Annotated in this window: 23 protein-coding genes; 13 read left to right on the top strand and 10 right to left on the bottom strand. The window is 63.7% G+C overall.

Features of this window, described 5'->3' with window-relative positions; all coding sequences use genetic code 11:
* The coding region (locus IL54_RS22940; RefSeq protein ID WP_156106291.1) for a helix-turn-helix domain-containing protein at nucleotides 1-299 on the bottom strand (299 nt) is incomplete at its 3' end.
* Nucleotides 300-405: 106 nt separating this feature from the next.
* On the opposite strand from IL54_RS22940, the gene ligK reads away from it, so the two are divergent.
* The 3 genes from ligK to IL54_RS10390 all read left to right on the top strand — a co-directional run bounded on the left by ligK (nucleotide 406) and on the right by IL54_RS10390 (nucleotide 3126).
* Entirely contained in the window at nucleotides 406-1080 is a 675-nt protein-coding gene (ligK, locus tag IL54_RS10400; RefSeq protein WP_037478319.1) for a 4-carboxy-4-hydroxy-2-oxoadipate aldolase/oxaloacetate decarboxylase, read from the top strand.
* Nucleotides 1073-2137: a 4-oxalomesaconate tautomerase gene (locus IL54_RS10395; RefSeq protein ID WP_037475451.1), complete on the top strand. Its 1065-nt coding sequence runs from the start codon at nucleotides 1073-1075 to the stop codon at nucleotides 2135-2137. The genes ligK and IL54_RS10395 overlap by 8 nt, the downstream gene beginning before the upstream one ends.
* Before the next feature lie 110 nt (nucleotides 2138-2247).
* Nucleotides 2248-3126, top strand: a complete 879-nt coding sequence (locus IL54_RS10390) for an amidohydrolase family protein (protein WP_037475447.1) — start codon at nucleotides 2248-2250, stop codon at nucleotides 3124-3126.
* Between the two features lie 12 nt (nucleotides 3127-3138).
* On the opposite strand, the gene IL54_RS10385 is transcribed toward IL54_RS10390, so the two are convergent.
* Complete coding sequence (locus tag IL54_RS10385; protein ID WP_037475443.1) at nucleotides 3139-4602, bottom strand: carboxylesterase/lipase family protein; 1464 nt, start codon at nucleotides 4600-4602, stop codon at nucleotides 3139-3141.
* Nucleotides 4603-4796: 194 nt separating this feature from the next.
* Here IL54_RS10385 and IL54_RS10380 point away from each other — a divergent pair, with 194 nt between their 5' ends.
* The 4 genes from IL54_RS10380 to IL54_RS10365 all read left to right on the top strand — a co-directional run bounded on the left by IL54_RS10380 (nucleotide 4797) and on the right by IL54_RS10365 (nucleotide 7739).
* Nucleotides 4797-5300 (top strand): nuclear transport factor 2 family protein, encoded by a 504-nt coding sequence (locus IL54_RS10380; RefSeq protein ID WP_037475440.1) that lies wholly within the window; start codon nucleotides 4797-4799, stop codon nucleotides 5298-5300.
* Between the two features lie 117 nt (nucleotides 5301-5417).
* Nucleotides 5418-6170, top strand: a complete 753-nt coding sequence (locus IL54_RS10375; protein WP_037475436.1) for an SDR family NAD(P)-dependent oxidoreductase — start codon at nucleotides 5418-5420, stop codon at nucleotides 6168-6170.
* Nucleotides 6171-6237: 67 nt separating this feature from the next.
* Entirely contained in the window at nucleotides 6238-6813 is a 576-nt protein-coding gene (locus IL54_RS10370; protein ID WP_037478317.1) for a TetR/AcrR family transcriptional regulator, read from the top strand.
* An 80-nt stretch (nucleotides 6814-6893) separates the two neighbouring features.
* A complete protein-coding gene (locus tag IL54_RS10365; protein WP_037475431.1) occupies nucleotides 6894-7739 on the top strand; it encodes a TauD/TfdA dioxygenase family protein in 846 nt (281 codons plus the stop codon).
* Nucleotides 7740-7815: 76 nt separating this feature from the next.
* Here the strand turns inward: IL54_RS10365 and IL54_RS10360 are convergent, their stop codons facing one another.
* The 5 genes from IL54_RS10360 to IL54_RS10340 all read right to left on the bottom strand — a co-directional run bounded on the left by IL54_RS10360 (nucleotide 7816) and on the right by IL54_RS10340 (nucleotide 13422).
* Nucleotides 7816-9147, bottom strand: coding sequence for an aromatic ring-hydroxylating oxygenase subunit alpha (locus IL54_RS10360; protein WP_237748848.1), 1332 nt, complete (start codon nucleotides 9145-9147; stop codon nucleotides 7816-7818).
* 18 nt (nucleotides 9148-9165) lie between these two features.
* The gene (locus IL54_RS10355) at nucleotides 9166-9933 is read right to left on the bottom strand and encodes an enoyl-CoA hydratase/isomerase family protein (protein WP_037475422.1); all 768 of its coding nucleotides are present in this window, start codon (nucleotides 9931-9933) and stop codon (nucleotides 9166-9168) included.
* A gap of 155 nt (nucleotides 9934-10088) precedes the next feature.
* Nucleotides 10089-11351 carry an acetyl-CoA hydrolase/transferase family protein gene (locus IL54_RS10350; protein ID WP_037475419.1) on the bottom strand — a complete coding sequence of 421 codons (1263 nt, stop codon included), beginning with the start codon at nucleotides 11349-11351 and terminating at the stop codon, nucleotides 10089-10091.
* Nucleotides 11348-12241 carry an HpcH/HpaI aldolase/citrate lyase family protein gene (locus IL54_RS10345; protein WP_037475416.1) on the bottom strand — a complete coding sequence of 298 codons (894 nt, stop codon included), beginning with the start codon at nucleotides 12239-12241 and terminating at the stop codon, nucleotides 11348-11350. Before IL54_RS10345 ends, IL54_RS10350 begins: the two co-directional genes overlap by 4 nt.
* Before the next feature lie 14 nt (nucleotides 12242-12255).
* A complete protein-coding gene (locus tag IL54_RS10340) occupies nucleotides 12256-13422 on the bottom strand; it encodes an acyl-CoA dehydrogenase family protein (protein ID WP_037475413.1) in 1167 nt (388 codons plus the stop codon).
* Nucleotides 13423-13603: 181 nt separating this feature from the next.
* Here IL54_RS10340 and IL54_RS10335 point away from each other — a divergent pair, with 181 nt between their 5' ends.
* Nucleotides 13604-14773: a CaiB/BaiF CoA transferase family protein gene (locus IL54_RS10335; RefSeq protein ID WP_037475411.1), complete on the top strand. Its 1170-nt coding sequence runs from the start codon at nucleotides 13604-13606 to the stop codon at nucleotides 14771-14773.
* A gap of 251 nt (nucleotides 14774-15024) precedes the next feature.
* Nucleotides 15025-16422: an aromatic ring-hydroxylating oxygenase subunit alpha gene (locus IL54_RS10330; protein ID WP_037475409.1), complete on the top strand. Its 1398-nt coding sequence runs from the start codon at nucleotides 15025-15027 to the stop codon at nucleotides 16420-16422.
* Between the two features lie 41 nt (nucleotides 16423-16463).
* On the opposite strand, the gene IL54_RS10325 is transcribed toward IL54_RS10330, so the two are convergent.
* Both IL54_RS10325 and IL54_RS10320 read right to left on the bottom strand, forming a co-directional pair.
* Complete coding sequence (locus IL54_RS10325; RefSeq protein ID WP_037475406.1) at nucleotides 16464-17378, bottom strand: acyl-CoA dehydrogenase family protein; 915 nt, start codon at nucleotides 17376-17378, stop codon at nucleotides 16464-16466.
* On the bottom strand, nucleotides 17378-18523 hold the full coding sequence (locus IL54_RS10320) for an acyl-CoA dehydrogenase family protein (RefSeq protein ID WP_037475403.1): 1146 nt from the start codon (nucleotides 18521-18523) through the stop codon (nucleotides 17378-17380). The genes IL54_RS10325 and IL54_RS10320 overlap by 1 nt, the downstream gene beginning before the upstream one ends.
* A 117-nt stretch (nucleotides 18524-18640) precedes the next feature.
* Between IL54_RS10320 and IL54_RS10315 the strand changes: the two genes are divergently transcribed.
* The 3 genes from IL54_RS10315 to IL54_RS10305 all read left to right on the top strand — a co-directional run bounded on the left by IL54_RS10315 (nucleotide 18641) and on the right by IL54_RS10305 (nucleotide 21187).
* A complete protein-coding gene (locus tag IL54_RS10315) occupies nucleotides 18641-18961 on the top strand; it encodes a Rieske (2Fe-2S) protein (RefSeq protein ID WP_037475401.1) in 321 nt (106 codons plus the stop codon).
* A 91-nt stretch (nucleotides 18962-19052) separates the two neighbouring features.
* Nucleotides 19053-20246, top strand: a complete 1194-nt coding sequence (locus IL54_RS10310; RefSeq protein ID WP_237748847.1) for an acyl-CoA dehydrogenase family protein — start codon at nucleotides 19053-19055, stop codon at nucleotides 20244-20246.
* Complete coding sequence (locus IL54_RS10305) at nucleotides 20243-21187, top strand: acyl-CoA dehydrogenase family protein (RefSeq protein WP_037475396.1); 945 nt, start codon at nucleotides 20243-20245, stop codon at nucleotides 21185-21187. The genes IL54_RS10310 and IL54_RS10305 overlap by 4 nt, the downstream gene beginning before the upstream one ends.
* A gap of 5 nt (nucleotides 21188-21192) precedes the next feature.
* On the opposite strand, the gene IL54_RS10300 is transcribed toward IL54_RS10305, so the two are convergent.
* Nucleotides 21193-22206 (bottom strand): aldo/keto reductase, encoded by a 1014-nt coding sequence (locus IL54_RS10300; protein WP_037475394.1) that lies wholly within the window; start codon nucleotides 22204-22206, stop codon nucleotides 21193-21195.
* Nucleotides 22207-22372: 166 nt separating this feature from the next.
* Between IL54_RS10300 and IL54_RS10295 the strand changes: the two genes are divergently transcribed.
* Nucleotides 22373-23284, top strand: a complete 912-nt coding sequence (locus IL54_RS10295) for a dienelactone hydrolase family protein (protein ID WP_037478315.1) — start codon at nucleotides 22373-22375, stop codon at nucleotides 23282-23284.
* Nucleotides 23285-23388: the final 104 nt, after the last annotated feature.

Genomic DNA, 23388 nt, shown 5'->3' with positions numbered 1-23388 from the left:
CCACCGCGCGCCAGCGCGACGAAGGCCCGGATTTGCGCGGCCGTCACCCGGCTGCTGCCGATCAGTCGCAACGCCACATCGACGCGCGGCTTGAAGCGCAGCGCGACCGGCGTCGGCACCATCCCGCCCGGTCGCCGCTCGAACAAAGCCGCGCCCAATTGCGCCTCCAGCTTGGCGATGCCCTGGGTCACCGCAGGCTGGGTCAAATTCACCGCCCGCGCCGCCAGGCTGACGCTGCCTTGCTCCACCACGGCGGCCATCGCGGCGAGATGCCGGATATTGAACTGATCGACCTGCATTTTTGACAATTAGCAAAATTTTATGCGGCCGCGCCAGAACGGATTTGAGCATGGCGCCACTATTGTCCATGTCGCTGTCTGGTTTAGGAAAGAGGAGCAAGCGCCCATGTCCGGCATCGTCGTCCAGAATATCGAACGGGCGGACCTTTCCGTCATCGACGGTCTCGCCCAATGCGGCGTCGCCACCGTCCATGAAGCGCAGGGCCGCACCGGCCTGCTTGCCCCGCACATGCGCCCCATTTATCCCGGCGCCCGCATCGCGGGCAGCGCCGTCACCATCTCCGCCCCTCCCGGCGACAATTGGATGGTTCATGTCGCGATCGAACAGCTCAAGGAAGGCGACATCCTCGTCCTCGCGCCGACCAGCCCGTGCACCGATGGCTATTTCGGCGACCTGCTCGCGACCTCCGCCCAGGCGCGCGGCTGCCGCGGCCTGATCATCGACGCCGGCGTCCGCGACCTGCGCGACTTGAAACAGATGAATTTCCCGGTCTGGTCGAAAGCGGTCCACGCCCAGGGCACGATCAAGGGGTCGCTTGGATCGGTCAATGTCCCGGTCGTCTGCGCCAACGCACTGGTCAACGCAGGCGACGTGATCATCGCCGACGATGATGGTGTGTGCGTCGTGCCGCGCGCCGACGCCGTTGCCGTGCTGGAAAAAGCACAGGCCCGCGAAGCCGCCGAAGAAGCCAAGCGCGTCCGCCTGGCCGCAGGCGAGCTCGGCCTCGACATCTACAATATGCGCCCCCGCCTCGAAGAGATGGGCCTTAAATATGTCTGACGCCCTCACCTCCGCCCGCGTCATGTGGATGCGCGGCGGCACGTCGAAGGGCGGCTATTTCCTGGCCGACGACCTCCCCGCCGACACCGCCGCCCGCGACGCCTTCCTGCTGCGCGCCATGGGATCGCCCGATCCCCGCCAGATCGATGGCATGGGGGGGGCCGACCCGCTGACCAGCAAGGTCGCGGTCGTGAAGAAGTCCGCCAGGGATGGCGTCGATATCGACTATCTCTTCCTGCAGGTTTTCGTCGACCAGGCGATCGCCAGCGACGCGCAAAATTGCGGCAATATCCTAGCCGGGATCGGTCCCTTCGCGATCGAGCGCGGCCTCGTCGCCGCGCAGCCGGAAGAGACGCGGGTCGCTATCTTCATGGAAAATACCAGCCAGATCGCCATCGCCACGGTCCAGACGCCCGGCGGCACTGTCCGCTATCATGGCGACGCCCGCATCGACGGCGTCCCCGGCAGCGCCGCCCCCATCCCGCTGGAGTTTCGCGACACCGCCGGTTCCTCATGCGGCGCGCTGCTTCCCACTGGCAACGCCTATGACGAAGTCGAGGGCGTCCGCGTCACCCTGATCGACAATGGCATGCCCTGCGTCGTGATGCAGGCGCGCGACGTCGGCATTACCGGCTATGAAGATCGCGATACGCTGGACAAGGACAGCGATTTGAAAGCCCGCATCGAAAAGATCCGCCTCGCCGTCGGCGAACGCATGAACCTGGGCGATGTCACAGAAAAGTCGGTGCCCAAGATGATGCTGGTCGCCCCGCCCCGCAATGGTGGCGCGGTTACGGTGCGCAGTTTCATTCCGCATCGCGCCCATGCATCGATCGGCGTGCTGGGTGCAGTCAGCGTCGCGACGGCCTGCCTGATCGACGGGTCGCCCGCCGCCGACGTCGCCAACATTCCCGATGGGTCGCGCAAGACGCTATCGGTGGAACATCCCACCGGTGAAACCACCTGCGTCATGGAACTGGACGAGAGCGGCTCGGTCACCAGCGCCGCCATGCTGCGCACCGCCCGCAAGCTCATGGATGGCACCATTTTTTCCTGACCGTTCGGGCTGAGCCTGTCGAAGCCCTCCACTTTTCTTGAAGAAACAACAGCCGTTGGCTTCGCCGACCTACGGTTCGACAGGCTCAGGGCGAACGGAGTTTTTAAGATATGACTCGGATCGTTTCATGGCACGGCAACCCGTCCAAACCGCTCTATACGCCCCCGCCCGGCGCGATTGATGCGCACTGCCATGTGTTCGGGCCGATGGCGGACTTCCCGTTCAGCGCTAAGGCGAAATATCTGCCCGAAGACGCCGGACCGGACATGTTGTTCGCCCTGCGCGACCATCTGGGTTTCGACCGCAACGTCATTGTCCAAGCCAGCTGCCACGGCACCGACAATAGCGCGACGCTAGACGCCATCGCCAAATCTAACGGCAAAGCACGGGGCGTCGCTGTCGTTGATCCGGCGATCTCGGAGGCTGACCTCCTGGCCCTCCATGACGGCGGCATCCGGGGCATTCGCTTCAATTTCCTCAAGCGCCTGGTCGACGACGCCCCCAAGGACAAGTTTCTGGAAGTCGCCAGCCGCCTGCCTGCCGGCTGGCATGTCGTCATCTATTTCGAGGCGGATATCCTCGAAGAATTGCGCCCCTTCATGGACGCCATCCCCGTGCCTCTCGTGATCGACCATATGGGCCGCCCCGACGTGACCCAGGGGCCGGACGGCGCGGATATGAAGGCCTTTCGCACCTTCCTCGACAGCCGTGACGACATCTGGTTCAAGGCGACCTGTCCTGACCGCCTCGATCCGAATGGCGACCCATGGAACGCCTTTGCCGATGCGGTCGCGCCATTGGTCGCCGACTATCAGAATCGTGTGCTATGGGGCACCGACTGGCCCCACCCCAATATGCAGGACGCCATCCCCGACGATGGCCATCTGGTCGACATGATCCCGCGCATCGCGCCAACCGCAGAGTTGCAGCGCAAATTGCTGACCGACAATCCGATGCGGCTCTATTGGCCGGAAGAACAGATCGCCTGACGGACGTGGGCGTCAGGCGACCAGCCCGACGCCCACGTCCTGCCCCGCCCATGCGCGCCAGCGATCCGCATCGGGCCGGGCTTCGACCCGATCGACCAGGTTGAATATCTTTACCTGACCCTGGGCGGCATCATAGGCGGGCCAATCCTCCTGTAGCCTACCATGCCGCACGAAATGGGCAATATGCCGCGTCATCCTTTGGCCCAAGGCGGCACGCTGCCCGGTCATCCGTCCCCCCCGCGCCAGCGCAGCGCGCAACCCGTGCATCGGCCATGTCAGCGTGAGGTCCAGCCCATGGGTCGCCCCGGCGATGGGGTGCGCATAATCGAAGCGGTAGAACCAGGTCGGGCTGTGCGCGGCATGGCGATCAGCGAAATGACGGGTCGGCATGACGAACGTCAGGTCACTGGCCAGCGCCCGCCGCCCCGCCTTGGTGCGCGGATAGGTCGCCAATATCGCCTGCGCTTGTTCCACCCCCAATTGCCCGTGCAACAGCGTTTCCAGCGCCGACCAACTGGTTGGCAGAATATCGCCGGGCATCAACTCGAACAATCGCACCTCATCGCGCGTCGCTCCGGCCAGCAACGGCACTGGCGCGGCCTGTGCCTCCTGAATGGCCGCGAGCGTACCCGGCACCAGATCGCCGTCCAGCCAGGGCGATGCGGGAATAGTCCCCGGATTGGCCGCGCCGACAGCCGCCTGCGCCTCAAAGAGGGCGTGCAAATCCAGCGCCTGCAGTGCCCCAAGGTCGCGTCCGCCTGCACCCAGTGCCGCGGCATATTGGCGGCCGATGGCCTCGCTCTTCGCCTGACCATGGATCAGGCTTACGGCACCGCTCTGCATGATCGCCTGCTGAAACAACGGCCGCGCTTTCGGGATATGCAGCAGCAGCGAGACAGACATTGATCCGGCGGATTGCCCGCCGATCGTCACCCGATCAGGATCGCCCCCAAAGGCGGCGATGTTGGTCCGCACCCATGTCAGCGTCGAAATCTGGTCGCGCAGGCCGAGGTTGGAGGGAATGTCTGCGCTATTCAGCGCGGCCCCAAGATTTACGAAACCCAGTATACCGACGCGATAATTGATCGTGACGACGACGATCCGTCCATCGCGGGCGAGTTGAGAGCCGTCATAGCTGTTGCCGCTGCCCGCGACGAAAGCCCCGCCGTGAATCCAGACATAGACGGGCAGTCTTTCATCTTCGCCCAGATCGTCCGGTGCGTAGATGTTGACGGTAAGACAATCTTCGGAAAAATCCGGCTGGGCGATCCGCGCGCGCTTTGCCGCGTTGCCATACATTTGCGGGCATTGCGGACCCGGTACGGTCGCATCGCGCACGTCGGCCCATGTCGGGGCCGCGACAGGCGCGGTAAAGCGGGCGGCTTGCGCATAGGGTATGCCCAGCCAGCGCCGTGCGCCTTGGGCGCTTGACCCGCGAACCAGACCCGACTGCGTAGCGACGACCTGATTGTTCATGGCACTCCCCCCTCCTGCGGCGACGTCGCACCGCATCACGCCTATCGCACCATCATCGCCCGCCCAAAACGCTTTTGTTCATGCAGCGGATCGCCGTACCGATATCGGGCTGGTCGGACGTCGCGCAGACCCAAGAAGGCTGACGAACGCCCAGATTTGCAGCTAGCCTCGCCCAAAATCACGGGAGAGACGATATGGAAGCGCTTGCAGAACTGGTCGCCAAAGAAGAGATACGACAGCTGGCGCAGCTTTATTCGCGTGGCGTCGATCGCAAGGATCTCGCGTTGCTGCGCACGCTCTATACGGACGATGGGATCGACAATCACGGTCCCTATTCCAGCGGCCCGGTCACGAACTACTACGCCTTTCTCGAACGGTCGCTGCCCCACATGCATATCGGCAGTCACCATATCTGCAATCATCTGGTCAGCGTCGATGGCGACACTGCGCAAGGCGAAGTCTATGCGATCGCCTGGCACCTGATCCCCGATGGCAATGGTGGGCTGGCGCATGACGTCCAGAGCGTCCGCTATGTGGATAATTATCGCAAGGAAAACGGCCGCTGGCTGTTCGCGCGGCGCGACGTCCAGTTCGACATGAAGATGCTGCTTCCGGCCGCCGATCATGGCGAAAAGCCTGATCCCACCCAGGACGCGACTTACGCAGTGCTGCCTGCGGCGCTGTTTGCGCGGTATTGACCCTGCGCCGCCGGTTCGCCGAGGCGATCAAAGCGGGCCTTGCTTGACAGGGTCGGCAGCGATGTTGATCACCCGTTCAAACGACGAAATGGTCGGCATGGCAGGAAGGATTTTTCGATGACACGCTCTCTCAATGGCAAGGTCGCGGTGGTGACGGGCGCGGGGTCGGGCATCGGGCGGGCCATCGCCATCCGCCTAGCCGAAGACACGGCGAAGATCGCCATCTGGGACATCAATGCCGAGGGTGCCGCCGAAACCGCGCAGATGATCGAGGATGCCGGTGGCACCGCCATTGCCATCGCCGCCGACTGTTCGGACAAGGTCGCCATCCACGCAGCGGCGGAGGAAACCCGCGCCACGCTCGGCCCCGTCGCCATCCTGGTCAACAATGCCGGCATCGCGCCCTTTACCCCGTTCATGGAGATTGACGATGATCTGTTCGACAAGGTCATCCACATCAACCTGCGCGGACCATATCTGCTGACCAAGGAAGTCTTGCCCGACATGCTCGCCGCCCAATGGGGCCGTGTGATCAACATCACTTCCTCCTCGGTCCAGTCCGGCTCCTTTGCCCAGGGCCATTATGTCTCGTCCAAGGGCGGGTTGATGGGCATGACCAAGGCGCTGGCACTGGAATTCGCCGCCAGCGGCGTGACGTTCAACATGGTGCCACCCGGCTTCATCGACACGCCCATGCTGCGCGCGGCGCCGATCGACGTCGATGCCTTTGCCCAGACCCTGCCGATGAAGCGGGTGGGCAAGCCGGAGGATATTGCCGCCGCCTGCGCCTATCTGGCGTCGGAGGAGGCCAGCTACATCACCGGCCAGACGATCAGCACCAATGGCGGCCGCTATATGGGATCGCATTAAGCCCGAACAGAAAAGCGCCGTGCCCCAAGCGCCTTGCGCACGCGTCACCGGCTCTTATGCTGGCACCATGGTCCAGAAACGTCGCATTGGAGCCGAAAGCTCCGAAACCCGCGCCCGCATCGTCGACGCTGCCGAACAGGTGATCCGCGATGAAGGCTATGCCGCCGCCAGTTCGCGGCGCGTTGCCTTGCGCGCGGAATTGCCGCCATCGCTGGTGCATTATTATTTCCCCACCACCGATGACCTGCTGCTCGCCGTATTCCGGCGCGGCGCGCAGCAAAGTGACGCGATGATCGACCAGGCGCTGGCCAGCGACGATCCTGTGCGCGCGCTGTGGCGTTTCTTTACCGATACCAGCCGCACCGCGCTGGCGATGGAATTTGTCGCGCTGGCCAATCACCGCAAGGCAATCCGCGCGGAGATCACGCGCCACAGCGAAGCGATGCGGGCGCGCCAGACCGCCTGTCTCGACCGGCTGCTCGGTCCGAAACTGGCCGAGCAAGGCATGACCGCTGCGGCCATGAGTGTGCTGCTCGCGAGTGCAGGACGGGCGTTGGTCATGGAAAAGGGTCTGGACGTCAGCGCCGGGCATGACGATGCGCGCCAGGCGGTCGAACGCTGGCTGGATAAGCTCCTCGCCTGAAAAATGAGACATGTTGACTTTTTTTCAACCCCATGCTGAACATGTGTTCAAGACATTGGAAAGACTGAGGAGAGTCGGACATGGCAAGCACCGCAATCACGCGCATGGCGCATGAAGAGATCAAGCCGAACATCGGTAGCCGCATCCTGAACAGCAAGGCGGAATTGCTGGCGGGCGACCTGGGACCGCAGCTGCGCGAGTTGCTGGAACAGCGCGGCGTGCTGGTGTTTCCCAAGATCGATTTCGACGACGACGAACAGATCGCCTTCACCAAGACACTCGGCACATTCGCGCCCGAAATGCAGGACGGCACCAACCACAAGATTCACAAGATCACGCTCGACGTGAAGGAAAATCCGCAGAGCGCCGAATATCTAAAAGGCTCGCTCTACTGGCATATCGACGGCACGATGAACGACACGCCGATCCTGGCGTCGCTGCTGTCGTGCAAGGTCAAGGCACCGTGGGGCGGCAATACCGGCTTCTGCAACACCTATGCCGCCTATGAAGCACTGAGCGACGCGCAGAAAGCGGAGTATGAGAAGCTGCGCGTGATCCATTCGGTATGGGCGACGGTCTTCTATTATGAACCGGAACCCAGCCTCGCCAAGATTGAGGGGATGCAGCGGATCGGCGAGAATGAACTGCCGCTGGTGTGGAACCACAAATCGGGCCGCAAGTCGCTGGTCCTTGGCTGCACCGCGCATCGTGTCAAAGACGTGACCCCCATGGAAAGCGCGAAAATTCTGGTTGGCCTGCGCGAATGGGCAACGCAGGAAGAGTTCAGCTACAGCCATGAATGGAGCGTCGGCGACCTGGTGATCTGGGACAATACCGGCACCATGCACCGCGCCGAGGCCTATGATCCCACTTCCAACCGCATGATGCATCGCACCAAGTTGCAGGGCGAAGAGCCGTTCGAATAAAACGGCTTGAGCGTCGGCAAGTTAGAAGCCCGTCGCCAGATATGGCGGCGGGCTTTTCAATAGGTATCTCAGATATTTAGTCGATCGACTTTGGTGCCCCGGTGCCCATGTAACACGCCAGATTCTGGTGCAGGCTGGCGACCGAGCGCTCCATATAGGGGTTGGGCTGGGTGCCGCGGAAGCCGACATTCTTCATGCCCTGCTGGACGGCGGCCATGTTGGTGAAATCCTGTTGCAGGACCGGCGGCCATTCCTCCGGTTTGGTATATTCCCAGTCGGTCGCGGGTGCTTCGCCGTCGGGGAACAACTCGAATACCGCCGCCTCGAAAATACATTTGTCCGGGTCGCGCTGATAGGGACGGGCCGAATAGCAGAGCATGTTGTTGACGGCGTGGCCGATCTGGAAATTGGGGAAAATCTGCCAGGCGGTGCCGCTCTTGGCGGTATGGGATGGCTCGACCACTGGCCAGATGACGCCGCGCTTTGCATCGTCGGCGCGGGCGGTGGCCAACCAATGCTGCAACACCTGCGGCGCGGGGGTGCCTTCGGGCAGTTCGTCCTTCAACCGCTGCGCCGCGTTGACCAGCGTCATGGTCGTATTGGTGTTGGCATTTTCCCAGGTGAAGAGCTGCATCTCCGCCGTCGAGAGGCGCGGGTCTTCGCCCGATCCGACACGCAACTTGGCCTGGTTCTCGTCCATATTCTTGGGCGCGTCATAGCCGATATTGCTGTGCAGGCCATGTTGGCGCGCCCAGCCGCGAAATTCGCCGAAGGCATTGAATTCGGGATGGGTGGTCTGGACATGATAGGTTTCGCTGAAGGCTTCGAGCGCGACTTTCCAGTTGCAGTCGAAAATGATCCATTTGCGCCAGCGATAGCGCATATTCTGAAGGCCGAAGGGATCGAGCATGCCCGGCACCACCCCCAGATAGTCGGTCAGTGCGTCGCCATCGGGATCAAGGTTGATCCACGCCCAACCGCCCCATGTATCGACCCGCACCTTGCCCAGCGCGGTGCGTTCCGCCGTTAGTCTACCCTGCCAGTCATCCTGATGGTTGACGAAGATGCATTGCCCCTGTCGATCGAAGGTCCAGCCGTGGAAGCCGCAGATGATGCTCGTCCGGTTGCCGCGTGCGTTGCGAGCGCCCGCTGGCGTGTCGATCAGACGGCGGCCACGATGGGGGCAGACATTATGAAAGGCACGCAATTCGTCGGGGCCGGTGCGCATGACGATGACCGAGTCTTCGAGAATGTCGTAGGTGACGAAATCGCCGACATTGGGGATGTCCTGCAGCCGGGCGGCCTGAAGCCAGACCTTGCGCCACAACCGGTCCTGTTCGGCGCGGGCATAGTCGGGCGATATATAGGCATCGGCCGGGACGGTGACCGGCTGTGTCAGATCTGTCATGGCATCCTCGCTTGTCATCTATCGGCCCTGCCACCGGGGCGGGCGTTTTTCCGCGAAGGCGCGGGGGCCTTCCTGTGCGTCTTCGCTTTGGTAGGTGTATTCCGACGCGGCACGGGCGGCCTGGAGGGCAGCGGAGCGGCCCATCTCGGTCGCCAGCATCACCGTGTCGCGGCCCGCCTTCACCGACAAAGGCGCGCCGTCCAATATTTCGGCGGCAAGCGCGATGGCGGCGTCCAGCAGTGCTTCGGGTTCGGCCAGGCGGTTGACGAGACCGATCTCATAAGCGCGCTGCGCAGTGATCGGTTTGCCGGTCAGGATGATCTCCATCATGATCCGCTGCGGGATCATGTGGATGAGCGGGGACGCCCAAGGGGAGGATCGGCCGACCTTGACTTCGGTGATGGCAAAGCGCGCGGTGCTACTGGCGACGCACAGGTCGCAGGCCTGTGCGATCATCCAGCCGCCTGCAAAGGCAACGCCGTTGACGGCGGCGATCGTGGGCTTGCTCAGTTCGATCGTGTCGTAAGGGAGCGGGAACATGGCGCGCGGCGGAACGGTCATGCCGGTTTCGACCATTTCCTTGAGGTCGCCACCCGCGCAGAAGGCCTTGTCGCCTGATCCGGTCAGGATGGCGACGCGCAGCGCCGGGTCGGTTTCGAACCTGTCCCATGCGGCGCGCAAGCCTTCGCGCACCTCGCGGCTGAGGCAATTGCGCTGGTCTGGGCGGTTGATCGTCAGGACGGCAATGCCATCGGCGCGGGCATCGAAAAGGATGGCGTCGGTCATGTCGCTGACATTCCTCCCCTGGCAGGGGAGGTGTCTGGCGCAGCCAGACGGAGGGGTGTCGCCCTATCGATAGGGTGACACCCCTCCGTCAGCACTGCGTGCTGCCACCTCCCCTTACAGGGGAGGATTTCAGGCTTCGACCGGCGAGACTCCATCTAAAACCCCCTTTGCGCGATGATATGGGCGGCCCGGTCCAGTTCCTCGCGGAAATCGGGATGGGCGATGGCGATCAGGCGGCGAGTGCGCTCGGCGAGGCTTTGCCCCTTGAGTTCGGCCGCGCCATATTCGGTGACGATCACGTCCACGTCGGTGCGAGCGGTGGTGACCGGACCGGAGAGCTGGGCGACGATCTTGCTGAGCGTGCCGCCCTTGGCCGACGCTGACAACGCGATGATCGATCGGCCGCCCGGCGATCTGGCACCGGCCCGCACAAAATCGACCTGCCCGCCCGTGCCGCCTAGATAGACCGCGCCCGCTTGTTCGGCATTGACCTGTCCGGTCAGGTCCACCTCCAGCGCGCTATTGATCGTAACTAGGCGCGAGAGGCGGCCCAATATCGCGGCGTCATGGGTATAGCTGGTCGCACACATGCGGATCGCCGGGTTGCGGTGCGCCCAGTCGTAGAGGCGCTTCGTGCCGATGAGCGCGCCGTTGATCGAGACGCCGGGGTCGACCTCCTTGCGGGCGTTGGTGATGATGCCTGCCTCCACCAGTTCGACAAGGCCATCGCCCAACATGCCGGAATGGACGCCCAGATCCTTGCGGTCGTGCAGCAGCCGCAGGATCGCATCGGGCACAGCCCCCACGCCGGTCTGGATCACCGCGCCGTCGCCGATGAAGGCCGCGCAGTGGCGGGCGATAGCTTCGTCGGTCGGGCCGATGGCGGCGGGGGCGACTTCGACAGGTGGACGGTTGACAGGGATGGCGACGTCGATGGCGGATGCGGGAATGGTTTCGCCGGGCGTGAAGGGGACGGCTTCGTTGATTTCCGCGATGACGACCCGCGCCTTGTCCACGGCGGCGCGAACATAATCGCTGATCAGGCCGCAGCTATGATTGCCATGCTCATCCGCCGGACTGACCTGGATCAGGGCCACGTCGCAGGGGATGATCCCGGCGGTGATCAGCGGGCCGATCTGGCTGACATGGACGGGAATGACCTTGAGCTTGCCCGCCTTGGTCATGGACCGCAGCGCGCCGATCGCGCCCATGCTGGACAGGGCGAAGCTGTCGGCGGTGGCGGGCGTGAAGAGGCCGGAAAAGCTGGTAGCGATGAAAGCGGACAGGTCTGGAATATCGCGGCCCTGGTCGATCAGCGCCTCGACCAGGGTGGTGGGTTCGCCACAGGCTTGGCCGATGACGATATGGTCACCGGCCTTTAAGTGTACAGCGAAGCGGACACTGGTTTCGCTTTTCACAATCGCCCTACTTGTCGGAGTAAATGCTCGGCGCGGCTGAGATGGGGACGATCGAGCATCCCGCCCCTATAGCCGATCGCGCCGACGCCCGAATTTTTCGCAAATATATCAACCACTTCAATCGCCTGCGCGATTTCTTCCTCGGTGGGGGTGAAGGCGGCGTTGATCACGTCGACCTGCGCCGGGTGGATGGCCAGCATGCCGCGATAGCCATCACGCCGTACTTTTTCCGCACGGGCCTTCAACCCTTCGAGATCACGGAAATCGCCCTGGATCGTTTCGATCGCGGTGACGCCGGCGGCCGCTGCGCCGAGCAGGCACATTGACCGCGCCAACTCATAGGTGAAGCCATAGCTGCCGTCGTCATTGCGGTTGTTGCTGGCGCCGATCGAGTCGGCCAGATCCTCCGCGCCCCAGGTGAGCGCGACGACACGCGGCGCGCCCTTATAATCGCCCGTATGGAACATCGCTTTCGCCGTTTCGGTGACCAGCACGATCAGCGGGGTCGAGCCTTCACCGATGCCATTGGCGACTTCAAGCGCGGAGAGATAATGGTCGAGCCGCTCCACATCCTGCCGCCCATCGACTTTAGGCAGCATGATGCCGCCGGGCCGGGCGGGCATGATCGCGGCAAGATCGAGCAGCGTATGGGGACCGTCCAGCGGATTGACCCGGACCCACAAACGGTCCCGGCCTTCGGGACGGCTGGCGAGACAATCATGGACCAGCTGGCGCGCCAGCGCCTTGTTGTCGGTCGTGACGGCGTCTTCCAGATCGAACAGCGCGATGTCCGCCGCGCTGTCTGCGGCCTTGGCCATCTTCTTCTCGCTATCGCCCGGCGCGAACAGCCAGGAGCGCATCTTGATCGAAAGGGTGGCGGGGGTGGACATGATCTTCTCTCCGGTCAGTAGGATTTGGGCAAGTCCAACACTTTTTCGGCGAGAAAGTTAAGGATCATATGCGGGCTGATCGGCGCGGTGCGTGGAATCAGCACTTCGCGCAGCAACCGTTCGACATGATATTCCTGGGCATAGCCCATGCCACCCAGCGTCAGCATGGCGGTATGGCAAGCCTCGAACGCAAATTCGGCGGCGAGATATTTGCCCGCATTGGCCTCGACGCCGCATTCCTCGCCCTTGTCGAATTTGGTCGCGGCCTGCATCACCATCAGATTGGCCGCTTCCAATTGCGCCCAGCATTTGGCGAGCGGGTGCTGGATGCCTTGATTCATGCCGATCGGCCGGTCGAACACGATGCGTTCGCGGGCATAGCGGGCGGCACGCTGGATCGCGTTGCGGCCAATGCCCACCGCTTCGGCCGCGAGCAATATGCGTTCGGGGTTCAGCCCTTTGAGGATGATGCGGAACCCCTGCCCCTCTTCGCCGATCCGGTCCTCTTCGGGGATGAAGAGGTCGTTGATGAACACCATGTTGGAGCCGACCGCATGGCGGCCCATCTTTGGGATCAGCTGATGCTCGATTCTATTGCGGTCGAGCTTGGTATAGAAAAGCGACAGGCCGTGGGTCTTGTTCTGCACCTCATCGAGCGGGGTCGTCCGCGCCAGCAGCATCATCCGGTCGGCGACATGCGCGTTGGTGATCCAGATTTTTTCGCCATTGACGCGATAGCCGCCCGCCTCGCGCACGGCGCGGGTCTTGAGCTTGGTCGTGTCCAGCCCGGTATTGGGCTCAGTGACGGCAAAGCACATTTTTTCCGCGCCCGACAGGATCGGCGGGATCATGCGCTGCTTCTGTTCCTCGGTGCCGAACAGGTCTATGGGTTCGAGGCTAAATACCGGGCCATGGATGGTGGAGGCCGCCGTCATGCCGCCGCCCGCTTCGGCGACCGCCTGCATCATGATGGCCGCTTCGGTGATGCCAAGGCCAGCGCCACCCACTGATTCCGGCATGGCGACGCCCAGCCACCCCGCCTGCGCCATCGCGGTATGAAATTCGACCGGATATTGGGCATCCCGATCGCGCGCGAGCCAATAATCGTCGCTGAACTGGCTACATTGGGCCAGCACGGCGTCCCGAATATTCTGCTGGTCGTCGGTAAAGGCAAAATCCACGTTTCTGGTCCCGATTGCCGCAAGGGGCGGTCCTGATTGTCGGCCTTTTGGGTATCAGCGGGGGATAAGGCGCACAATCGAACGGCTGTTCAAGATCCGACATATCGGTGGGGCGAAGTGGTTGGCCATGGCTTCGCCGCGCCGCCTGTCCTAGCCCGACGGCATGGAACAGGAGAGAGACATGGGCGAGCCAAAGGGCCATGGTGGGCCGCTGACAGGCGTGCGGGTGGTCGATCTGACCGCAATGGTCTTTGGCCCCTATGCGACGCAGATCATGGCCGATATGGGCGCGGACGTCATCAAGGTGGAGCCGCCGGGCGGTGGCGACCAGACCCGCTATATCAATGGTGGCAATGCGCCGGACCTGGGCGGCGTATTCACCAACGTCAATCGCGGCAAGCGCAGCATCGTGCTGGACCTGACGCGCGAAGCGGACAAGGATGTGCTGCGCGCGCTGATCGCGATGGCGGATATCTTCATCCATTCGATGCGGGGCAAGGCGATCGCGCGACTGGGGTTCGACTATGCCGCGGTCAGGGCGATCAAGCCCGACATCGTCTACACCAATTGCTATGGCTATAGTCGGCGCGGGCCGGAAGCCAACAAGCCCGCCTATGACGATACGATCCAGGCCGAATGCGGCATCCCGCATCTGCAAGCGCTGATGACCGGCAAGCCCGATTTCATGGCAACGATCATCGCCGACAAGGTGGCGGGGCTGACCGGGCTGTATGCAACCATGATGGCGCTGTTCCACCGCGAGCGCACCGGCGAGGGGCAGGAGGTGGAAGTGGGCATGTTCGAGACGATGGCCGCCTTCATGCTGACCGAACATGCCAGTGGCGCGATGTTCGATCCGCCAATCGGCCCGGCCCATTATCACCGCGTGGTCGCGCGCAACCGCAAACCCTATGCGACCAAGGACGGGCATATCGCGGCGCTGGTCTATAATGACAAGCATTGGAACGCCTTTATCGGCGCGGTGCAGCCGGAATGGGCGAGCGAAGAGTTTGACAGCCTGCCCAAGCGGGCGAAGCAGATCGACCGGGTCTATGGCTTGCTGGGTGGGACATTCGCGCAGAGGACGACGCAGGAATGGCTGGATCTGTTGGCGTCGCTGCATATCCCCGCCGCACCGTTGCGGACGACGGACGAGCTGTTCGAGAATGACCATCTGAACGCCATCGGCTTTTTCGAAACGGTGGAGACCGAGCATGGCGCGGTGCGCTTTCCGGGCGTTCCCACTTGGTTTTCCGCGACGCCGGGGAAGGTCGCTGGCGGTGCGCCGGGGCTGGACGCGCATGGGGATGCGGTGCGGGGGGAAATTGGCGCTCCCGCTCCTCCACTTTAAGCGAGGCTCCAAAAGTCGCACTATTCCCTCGTCCGTTCGCCCTGAGCCTGTCGAAGGGCAGCCCTTGTCCGGGCAAGAAAGGAAGAAGGCTTCGACAAGCTCAGCCCGAACGGATGTGAGGTCGGTAGCGGCACGATGGATCGACCCTTGCACCGCCACGGCGATGAAGCGGGGTGCCCGCCCGATCCGTCTTGAACGCCCCTCCCCAGCCTTTACCCTTCTCCCTCAAAGCTAATAGCGGACAGGGTGACATGGCAGAGGATTTGGCAGCGACGACATCGGTTCCGTTCGAGATTACCGATCCCGAACGCATCCCGACGCCTCGCTATTATGACGAAGCATTCTATAAGCGCGAGTGCGAGCAATTATGGCCGCATGTCTGGCAGATGGCGTGCCGCGTGGAGCAGGTGCCCGAAGTCGGCGACTGGATCGAATATAGCAATCTTGGTCAATCGGTTATCATCGTGCGGACCAAGGATGGCATTCGCGCCTTCCACAATGCCTGCCGCCATCGCGGCGTGCCGCTGACCGAAGGGAGCCATGGCAATTGCAAGGGCAAGGGGTTCATCTGTCCCTTCCATGGCTGGCGCTGGAATATCGAGGGGAAAAACACCTTCGTCTATGGCCGCCATCTGTTCAGCGAGGGGCAGTTGGACGAAGCCGATCTGGCGCTGCGCCCATGCCGCATCGAAATCGAAATGGGCTGTGTGTTCATCAATTTCGATGATGATGCACCGGGATTCCGGCAGCAATTGGGGCCGTTGGCGGCGGGTCTGGATGCCTACAAGGCCGACAAGATGCGCGCCGAATGGCAATTCGCCACGATGCTGCCTGCCAACTGGAAGACCGCGATGGAAGCCTTCATGGAGGGCTATCATGTCATGCGCACGCACCCGCAGCTTCAGCAGAAGGTGCCGATCCTCTATAATATGATGTATGGCATGGACACGGGCGGGATAGGCGTGCCGATCAACCCCAACCGGTCGATGCGCGACAATATCGTCGATCAGGTCGATCATCTGCAATTGTTGAGCGATGGCATGGCGGGAATGTGCCATGCCAAGGATGTGGCGGTGGCGCGCACGCTGATCGACGTCGAATTGCCCGACGATCCGGGGCAGGCGATCATGCAATGGTTCGGCACGCTCAACCATTGCGTGACGCAGGCCGGGCTGGCGCGCGGCGAACCGGCGCCCGACCTCAATCACATCGCGGTCAATACGCCGGTGAAGGCGGTCGAATTCATCTTCCCCAATTATTTCCTGCTGCCATTCCTGTCGAGCATGGCCGCTTATCGCATCCGCCCGCTGGGACCGGAAAGCTGTATGTTCGAGCTATGGTCGCTGACCCACTTCCCCGAAGGCCAGGAGCCGCCACCGGTAATGGAAGCCGTGACGCTGCCCTATGACAGCGACCAATTCCCGATGATCCCCCGTCAGGACTATAGCAATATCCCGATTCAGCAGAAGGGGCTGCACGCCCAAGGCTTTGACTTCATGCGATTGGCGAAGGAGATAGAAGGGCTGATTTCCAACTATCAGCGGATCATCGACGGCTATCTGAAGGGCGTGGAGCCGGAAAAGCTGAGCGCGGCGACGCAGAAGCTGGCGGGGAATTTCGACGGGCCGATTTTGGATCTGGGGTTTTAGAAACGCTTGTTCCCCGGCGGAGGCCGGGGAACGCTGAATTTCTAAGGCCAGAGCGCATCCGCCGCAGCAAGCGCTTGCCCACCGCGTCCGCCAACGTCGCTGATCAGCGCCTTGAGGCGGTAGGTCCACAGGTGGAGGGGATGTTCGAGCGTCACGCCCATCGCGCCGAAAAATTGGTGGAAATCATAGACGGTCGCACGGGCCGATTCCTGGGCGTGAAGCGCGGCGAGCGCAGCGTCGGCGGGGTCGAGCGTGGCGGCGGCCTTGAGGGCCAGCCAGCGAACGCCGTTAGCGCGCACCTGCGCTTCGGCCAGCCGGTGGCGTAGCGCCTGGAAGGTAGCGAGCGGACGGCCGAATTGCTGGCGGTCGGTGACATGGGCGACCGTGCTGTCGAGCGCGGCGGCAAGCAGACCGGCGGCTTCAGCGGCGAGCGCGACGCGCCAGCGGGTCAGCACGTCCTCGATGGAAAAGGCATGGCTAATGCGGTTGGCGGGCACAGCGAGTAGCGTGGCCAAAGGGTAGCCGTAAAGCGCTTCGGGTTCAGGGCGGACCTGCTCTGCCGTGGCGGTGAAGGTCGAAACGCCGGATCGACCGACAATCAGTACGGTGGCCCCTTCGCGCAGGAAGCGAATGGGGCGGGTCGTGCGGCCTTCTTCGACCAGGCAGAGCGGACGCGGCAGATCATCGCCCAGCAGCGGACGGATCAGCGCGCTGGCCGCGGCTTCGACCGTGTGCGGCAGGCGGGCTACACGTTCCACGACAAGCGCGGCGGAGACTGCGCCGAGATCAGGATCGAATCCTATGTCGAGAAATCCACCCTCGGCCAGTTCGCGGTCGAGCTGCGCATCGGGCAGGGCAAAGCCTGCTTCATGCAGCGATGCGCCTGCATAGGGCCGGGTCAGCGCGTCGATCGCGTCGAGGATCGCGACCTGATCGTCAGTGAGCGACAGGTCCATCAGCGCGGCTCCCTGGGTAATTTGAGGACATCGGTGGCGATGATGTTGAGTTGGATTTCCGCCGCCCCCGCCGCAATCCCGGCGACGATGCCGCGCTGGTGGTGCATTTTGAGATAGGGGTGCGCGTCGGCGAGCGCTTCGGGCAGATATTCGACGATAAATTCGCACACGCGCCGCTCGGCCATGACGGTGGCGAAGCGGGCCGAGCTGGATTCCGCGCCGATCGCCTCGCCCTTCGCGCGACGGTCGACGATGGCGTAGCTCGCCATGCGCGCGGCTTCGGTGAGGGCTGCCGCATGAGCGGCTTCGATCCTGACCGCTTGGCCGTCGAACTCCCCCTGCTCCTTCAGAACCGCGACGGCACGGTCGAGCGCAGCGCGGGCCAGCGCATAGCGGGGGATGCCCAGCCGTTCGTTGGTCAGCGAATAGCCGATAATCTCCCACGCCTGGCCCTCATCGCCCAGGCGCGCGGTGAGCGGCACCGTGACATCATCGAAAAACACTTCATGAATATCGCCTTCGCCGATCAGCGATGGGATTTGGCGGACGGTGATGCCGGGCGTGTCCATCGGCACCAGCAGGATGGAGATGCCACGCTTACGATCGTCACTGGTGCGGCAGACGAGGAAGCAGGTGTCGGCCAACCCCGCATAGCTGGTCCAGATTTTCTGGCCGGTGACGCGATAGACGTCGCCATCCCGTTCCGCGCGGGTGCGGAGCGAAGCGAGGTCGGAGCCGGAGCCGGGCTCGGAAAAGCCCTGGCACCACAGCGCCTTGCCTTCCCCGATCGGGGGCAGATAGCGCGCCTGTTGATCAGGCGAGCCGTAGCGGATCAGCGTCGGGCCGATCCAATTGACGTTCATATATTGGCCGCCGCGCGGTTCGCCCGCGATCCACATTTCTTCGGCAAGGATCATCTGGTGCCAGGGGTCCAGCCCCTGCCCGCCCAATGCGACCGGCCAATGCGGGATCAGCAAGCCCTGCTCCGCCAGCGTACCGCAAAATGTTTCGGCATAGCGGGTCAACGCAGGCGAGGCTGGGCCATGCTGCGAGAAACGCTCCCAATCGTCCGGCAGCGTATCGGCCAGCAGCGCGCGCAGCCGGGCGCGGAAGGCCGTTTCCTGATCTGTCCATGCAAAGTCCATGGGCCTGTGATTACGGGATGCCGCAGGGCGAGAATAGACGACCGCTCAAGAGAACGCCCCGGTGATATGGCAAAGGCGGGCTTGGACAAGAGCGGCGGAGCGGTACCATGCACAGGCATGAACACGGACGCCGCCTCTTATATTCCCCTCCTGCCGCTGGCCGATATGCCCGATGGCAGCGTCCTAGCGGTAGAAGCGGCGGGCCGCTCGATCATGCTGTGCCATTTCGAGGGGCGCATCCATGCGCTCGACAATATGTGTTCCCATGCGCAGGAACCGCTGGCGTGCGGGCGGATGCGACTGGGGTGGATCGCCTGCCCGGCGCATGGTGCGCGGTTCGACCTGGAAACGGGCGAGGCGTTGACCGGCCCCGCCAGCGACCCCATCGCCACCTATGCCGTGCGCGTGGTGGACGGGATGATCGAGGTCGCGATCTAGGCCATCGCCTTGGGGATATTGCGGGTACGCCCCTTGCGTGGGGGGCCATATTTGCGACCTAGCAGATGCGTATTTTGTGGAGGCACGGGATTTGAGCGACGCATTGGACGGCTTGCGGCAGGAGGTGCGCGAATGGCTTGCCGTTCATGCGCCAAAGGACTGGCGCGCGCACAGCACGAGCGAAGCCGCCTTTCTCGCCATGCAACGCAGCTGGTTCGCGACGCTGGTGAAGGGCGGTTATGCAGTGCCGCATTGGCCCGAAGGTTGGCCGGGCGGCGGGCGATCGCTGGCCGAGCAGAAAGTGATTTACGAGGAGTTTGCGCGCGCCGATACGCCGCGCCTGCTGCTGTCCTTCATGTCCACCTATCATGCCGCATCGACCTTGTTCGAATGGGGCAGCGCGGGACAGCAGCAGCGCTATATCCCCCGCATCCTGGATGGCGAAATCTGGTGCCAGGGTTTTTCGGAGCCGGGCGCGGGGTCGGACCTTGCCGCTTTGCGCACGCGCGCCGAGCGGAAAGGCGATGTCTATGTCGTCAATGGCCAAAAGCTCTGGTCGACCATGGGGCAATTTGCCGACCAATGCCTGCTGCTGGTGCGGACCAGCAATGAAGGGGTCAAGCAGGCTGGGCTGACCTATTTGCTGCTGGATTTGAAGGCACCGGGTGTCACCGCGCGACCCATTCATCAAATTCATGGCGACGAGGAATTTGCCGAAATCTTCCTCGAGAATGTCGAGATTCCGGTGGCCAACCGGCTGGGCGAGGAAGGCCAGGGCTGGGCCGTGGCGCAATCGACCCTGTCGTCCGAACGCGGACTGACGCTGCTGGAGCTGAGCGCGCGGATGCGCGGGGCGATGTGGCGGATCGGCGACCTTATTCGCGCGCATGGGCGCAGCGAGGATGCGGGCGTGCTGCGCGATGTCGGGCGGCTGGCCAGCAAGGTCGATGCGACCTGCGCCGTCGCCGACCAGTTTCTCGCCAATCGCATCGCAGGTGAGGAAAAGGTGGGCGACGCCTCCATCGTCAAGCTGGCCTATTCGCGCACGCTGCGTGACTTTACGGCGCTCGGACTGCGGATTGGCGGGCTGGACGCGCAATATCATGCGCCGATCACCTTTGGCGGCGGCATGGAAACGGGCAATTGGATGGCCGATTTCATGAACAGCTATGCCTGGACGATCGCGGGCGGCAGCGATGAGGTGCAGCGCAATATCATCGCCGAGCGGCTGCTGGGGATGCCGCGCGAACCCAAAAGCTGGACCTTGAAGGAGAGCGCGGCATGAGCATGACGCGAAGCGAATTGCAGGACGCCGCCGCCAAGGCGTTCGACGGCGACCTGACCCCCGACGCAGCGCAGAGCTGGACCCTGATCACCGACATGGGATGGCTGATGATGGCCGTGCCGGAGGATCAGGGCGGGCTGGGCCTTGGCCGCGAGGCGGTGGGGGTGATCCATCAGGCGTTGGGGCGGACATTGGTGGCGGGGCCGACGATCGCGCAGATGCTGGTGATCGAGGCGCTGAGCGGCACGGCGCAGGACGAACTGTTGGGCCGGGCGATGGCGGGCGAGGTAATGACCGCGTCGCTGAGCGAAGGCCTGACCGCCGTGCCGGATGCCGACCGGGCCAGCCATCTGCTGTTGGTCGATGCAGAGCGGGTGGCGTTGCTACAGACGCAGGGCCTTGGCCTGACGGCGCGGGCGACGTGGGACAAGACGCGGCGGCTGTTCGATGTTGATGTCGGCGAGAAGGAAGGCATAGTGCTGGCGCAAGGGGAAGCGGCAGTAGCGCTGGTCGATCGCCTGTCGGCGCTGCGCAGCCTGGCCCTCGCGGCCGACAGCCTGGGCGGGGCGGATGCCGCATTGCGCATGACGATCGATTATCTCGAAACGCGGCGACAGTTCGACCGGCCGCTGGCGCTGTTCCAGGCGTTGAAGCATCGCGTCGCCGACATGAAGACCGCGCTGGTGGCGGCGGAAGCGCTATTTTGGGCGCGGGCCGACGACCCCGATGCCGACGCGATCCGCATGGGTGCGATGAAGGCCCATGCCGCCAATGTCTATCGCCTGATCGCGGAGGAAGCGATCCAGCTCCATGGCGGCATAGGCCTGACCATGGAGCATCCTTGTCACTTGTTCCTCAAGCGCGCGACGCTGAACGCCGCGCTGGGCGGCGACGCGGACCATTGGGAGGAAGCGGCGGGGCGACGTCTGCTCGCCGCCTGACGCCTTCACGCCAGCGGTTCGCCGTTCCAGGTTTCGGTATCCACCTGCGCCTGCGCCGCGCGGGGATAGCGCGGGCCGGACACCGCTTCGAAGGTGAACAGCGCATCGACCGCCGCCAGCGTATCGGCCGACAGGTCGAGCGTCAGCGTCGCCAGATCCTCGTCCAGATGGGCGATACTGGTCGTGCCGGGGATCGCGACGATATAGGGACGGCGCGACAATACCCAGGCGAGGCTGAGCTGCGCCATGGTGCAGCCCGCATCCGCCGCGATTGCGCCAAAGGCGGCCGCCAATTCCATATTCCGTTCGAAATGGGGCGATTGGAAACGCGGCATGGCGGCACGGATGTCCCCTTCCGGCACGCCATCCGCGCCGACCCCGCCCGCCAGCACGCCGCGCGCGACCGGCGAGAAGGCGACGAAGGCGACGACCAGCTCCCCGCAGGCGTCCAGCACCGCGACTTCGGCGTTGCGGGTCCAGGGCGAATATTCGGTTTGCATCGCCGCGATCGGATGCACCGCATGGGCACGGCGCAGCGTCGCGGCGGACATTTCCGACAGGCCGATCGCGCCGATCTTGCCCGCTTCGACGGCACGAACCAGCGCACCGACCGACTCCTCGATCGGGACATTGGGGTCCAACCGGTGGAGATAATAGAGGTCGATATGCTCGACCTGGAGCCGCCGCAGCGAATCCTCCAGCGTGGCGGTGATGGTCGCTGGCGATCCGTCGATCCCGCGCTGCCCGTCCTTGCCACCCAGCACGCATTTGCTGGCCAACGTGAAGGCATCGCGCCGATGCATCAGGGTGCGGCCCAGTAATTCCTCATTCGCGCCAAAGCCATAGAGCGCGGCGGTATCGAAGAAATCGACCCCGACATCGAGCGCATGGCGCAGCAACCGCTCGGCCTGTTGCGCGTCGGGCCGGGGCAGATAGGCGTGGCTCAGATTCATGCAGCCAAGGCCGATGGCCTTGACCGTAAAGGGGCCGACAGTGCGGGGCGAGGGCAATAGGCTCATGAGCGAGGCGATATCCTGTGTCCGTTGGCGTGGCCCTCCCCTTAGCGGGCGATCATGCTCCGGGCCAGCGGGGCGATAAGGTTGCATCATGGGGCACAGCCTATTGGCTTGGCGCGGAAAGGCGGCGATAGTCGGCGGCAGGGGCTTGGAACGGAAGGATAGTGCGATGACGCAGGACGCAGGCAATGGAGATACGACAGGGGCGGCCGCCTTTCCGCGCGCGGTGCTGGACCTGTTCGACGCCTATGTGCATGGCGCGATCGACCGGCGCGGTTTCCTTAGCCAATGCGCGCTGCATGTCGGCGGCACCGTGGCGGCTACCGCGACGCTCGCCGCGCTCAGCCCCGATTTCGCGCGCGGGCAGGTGATCAAGCCCGACGACAAGCGGATTGCGATCACCCATGTCGATATCGCGTCCCCCGATGGCCATGGCACGGTGCGCGCCTATGTCGCGCGGCCTGCGGGCAAGGCGGGGGCGAAGCTGCCGGTCATCATCGTCGCGCATGAAAATCGCGGCCTCAATCCGCATATCGAGGATGTTGCGCGGCGGCTCGCGGTCGATGGCTATATGGCGGTCGCGCCCGATGCGCTGACGACGATCGGCGGCTATCCGGGCGATGAAGACAAGGCGCGCACCGCCTTTGCGACGCTGGACCGTAACAAGATTGGCGAGGATTTCGTCGCGGCGACGCAATATGCCCGGACGATGGCGGGCAGCAATGGCAAGATCGCTGCCGTCGGCTTCTGCTTTGGCGGCTGGATCGCTAATATGCTGGCGACGCGCCTGCCCGACCTGCGCGCGGCGGTGCCCTTCTATGGCAGCCCCCCGACGCTGGCCGATGTGCCGAAGATCGAGGCGGAGCTACTGATCCATTATGGCGGCAATGATGTCCGCACCAACGCGGCCTGGCCCGATTATGAGACCGCGCTGAAACAGGCCGAGGTGCGTTACAAAGCCCATATCTATGACGGCGCGGAACATGGGTTCAACAATGATACCACGCCGCGTTTCGACAAGGCGGCGGCGGACCTCGCCTGGGCGCGGACATTGGCGCTGTTTCGCCGGACGATTGGCTGAGCCGCCTTCGTGACGGGTGCCGCCACGACCTATGCGCGCGGGCTGCTGGCGCAATTGGGGCTGGAGGCTATCGCGCTGGATGGCCGGGCCGATCCCGCGCCGCT

The sequence above is a fragment of the Sphingobium sp. ba1 genome, from assembly GCF_000743655.1.
In the GTDB taxonomy this organism is placed as follows: Bacteria; Pseudomonadota; Alphaproteobacteria; order Sphingomonadales; family Sphingomonadaceae; genus Sphingobium.
The sequence above is the reverse complement of the archived record's forward strand: the minus strand, read 5'-3'. Positions and strand labels throughout refer to the sequence as shown.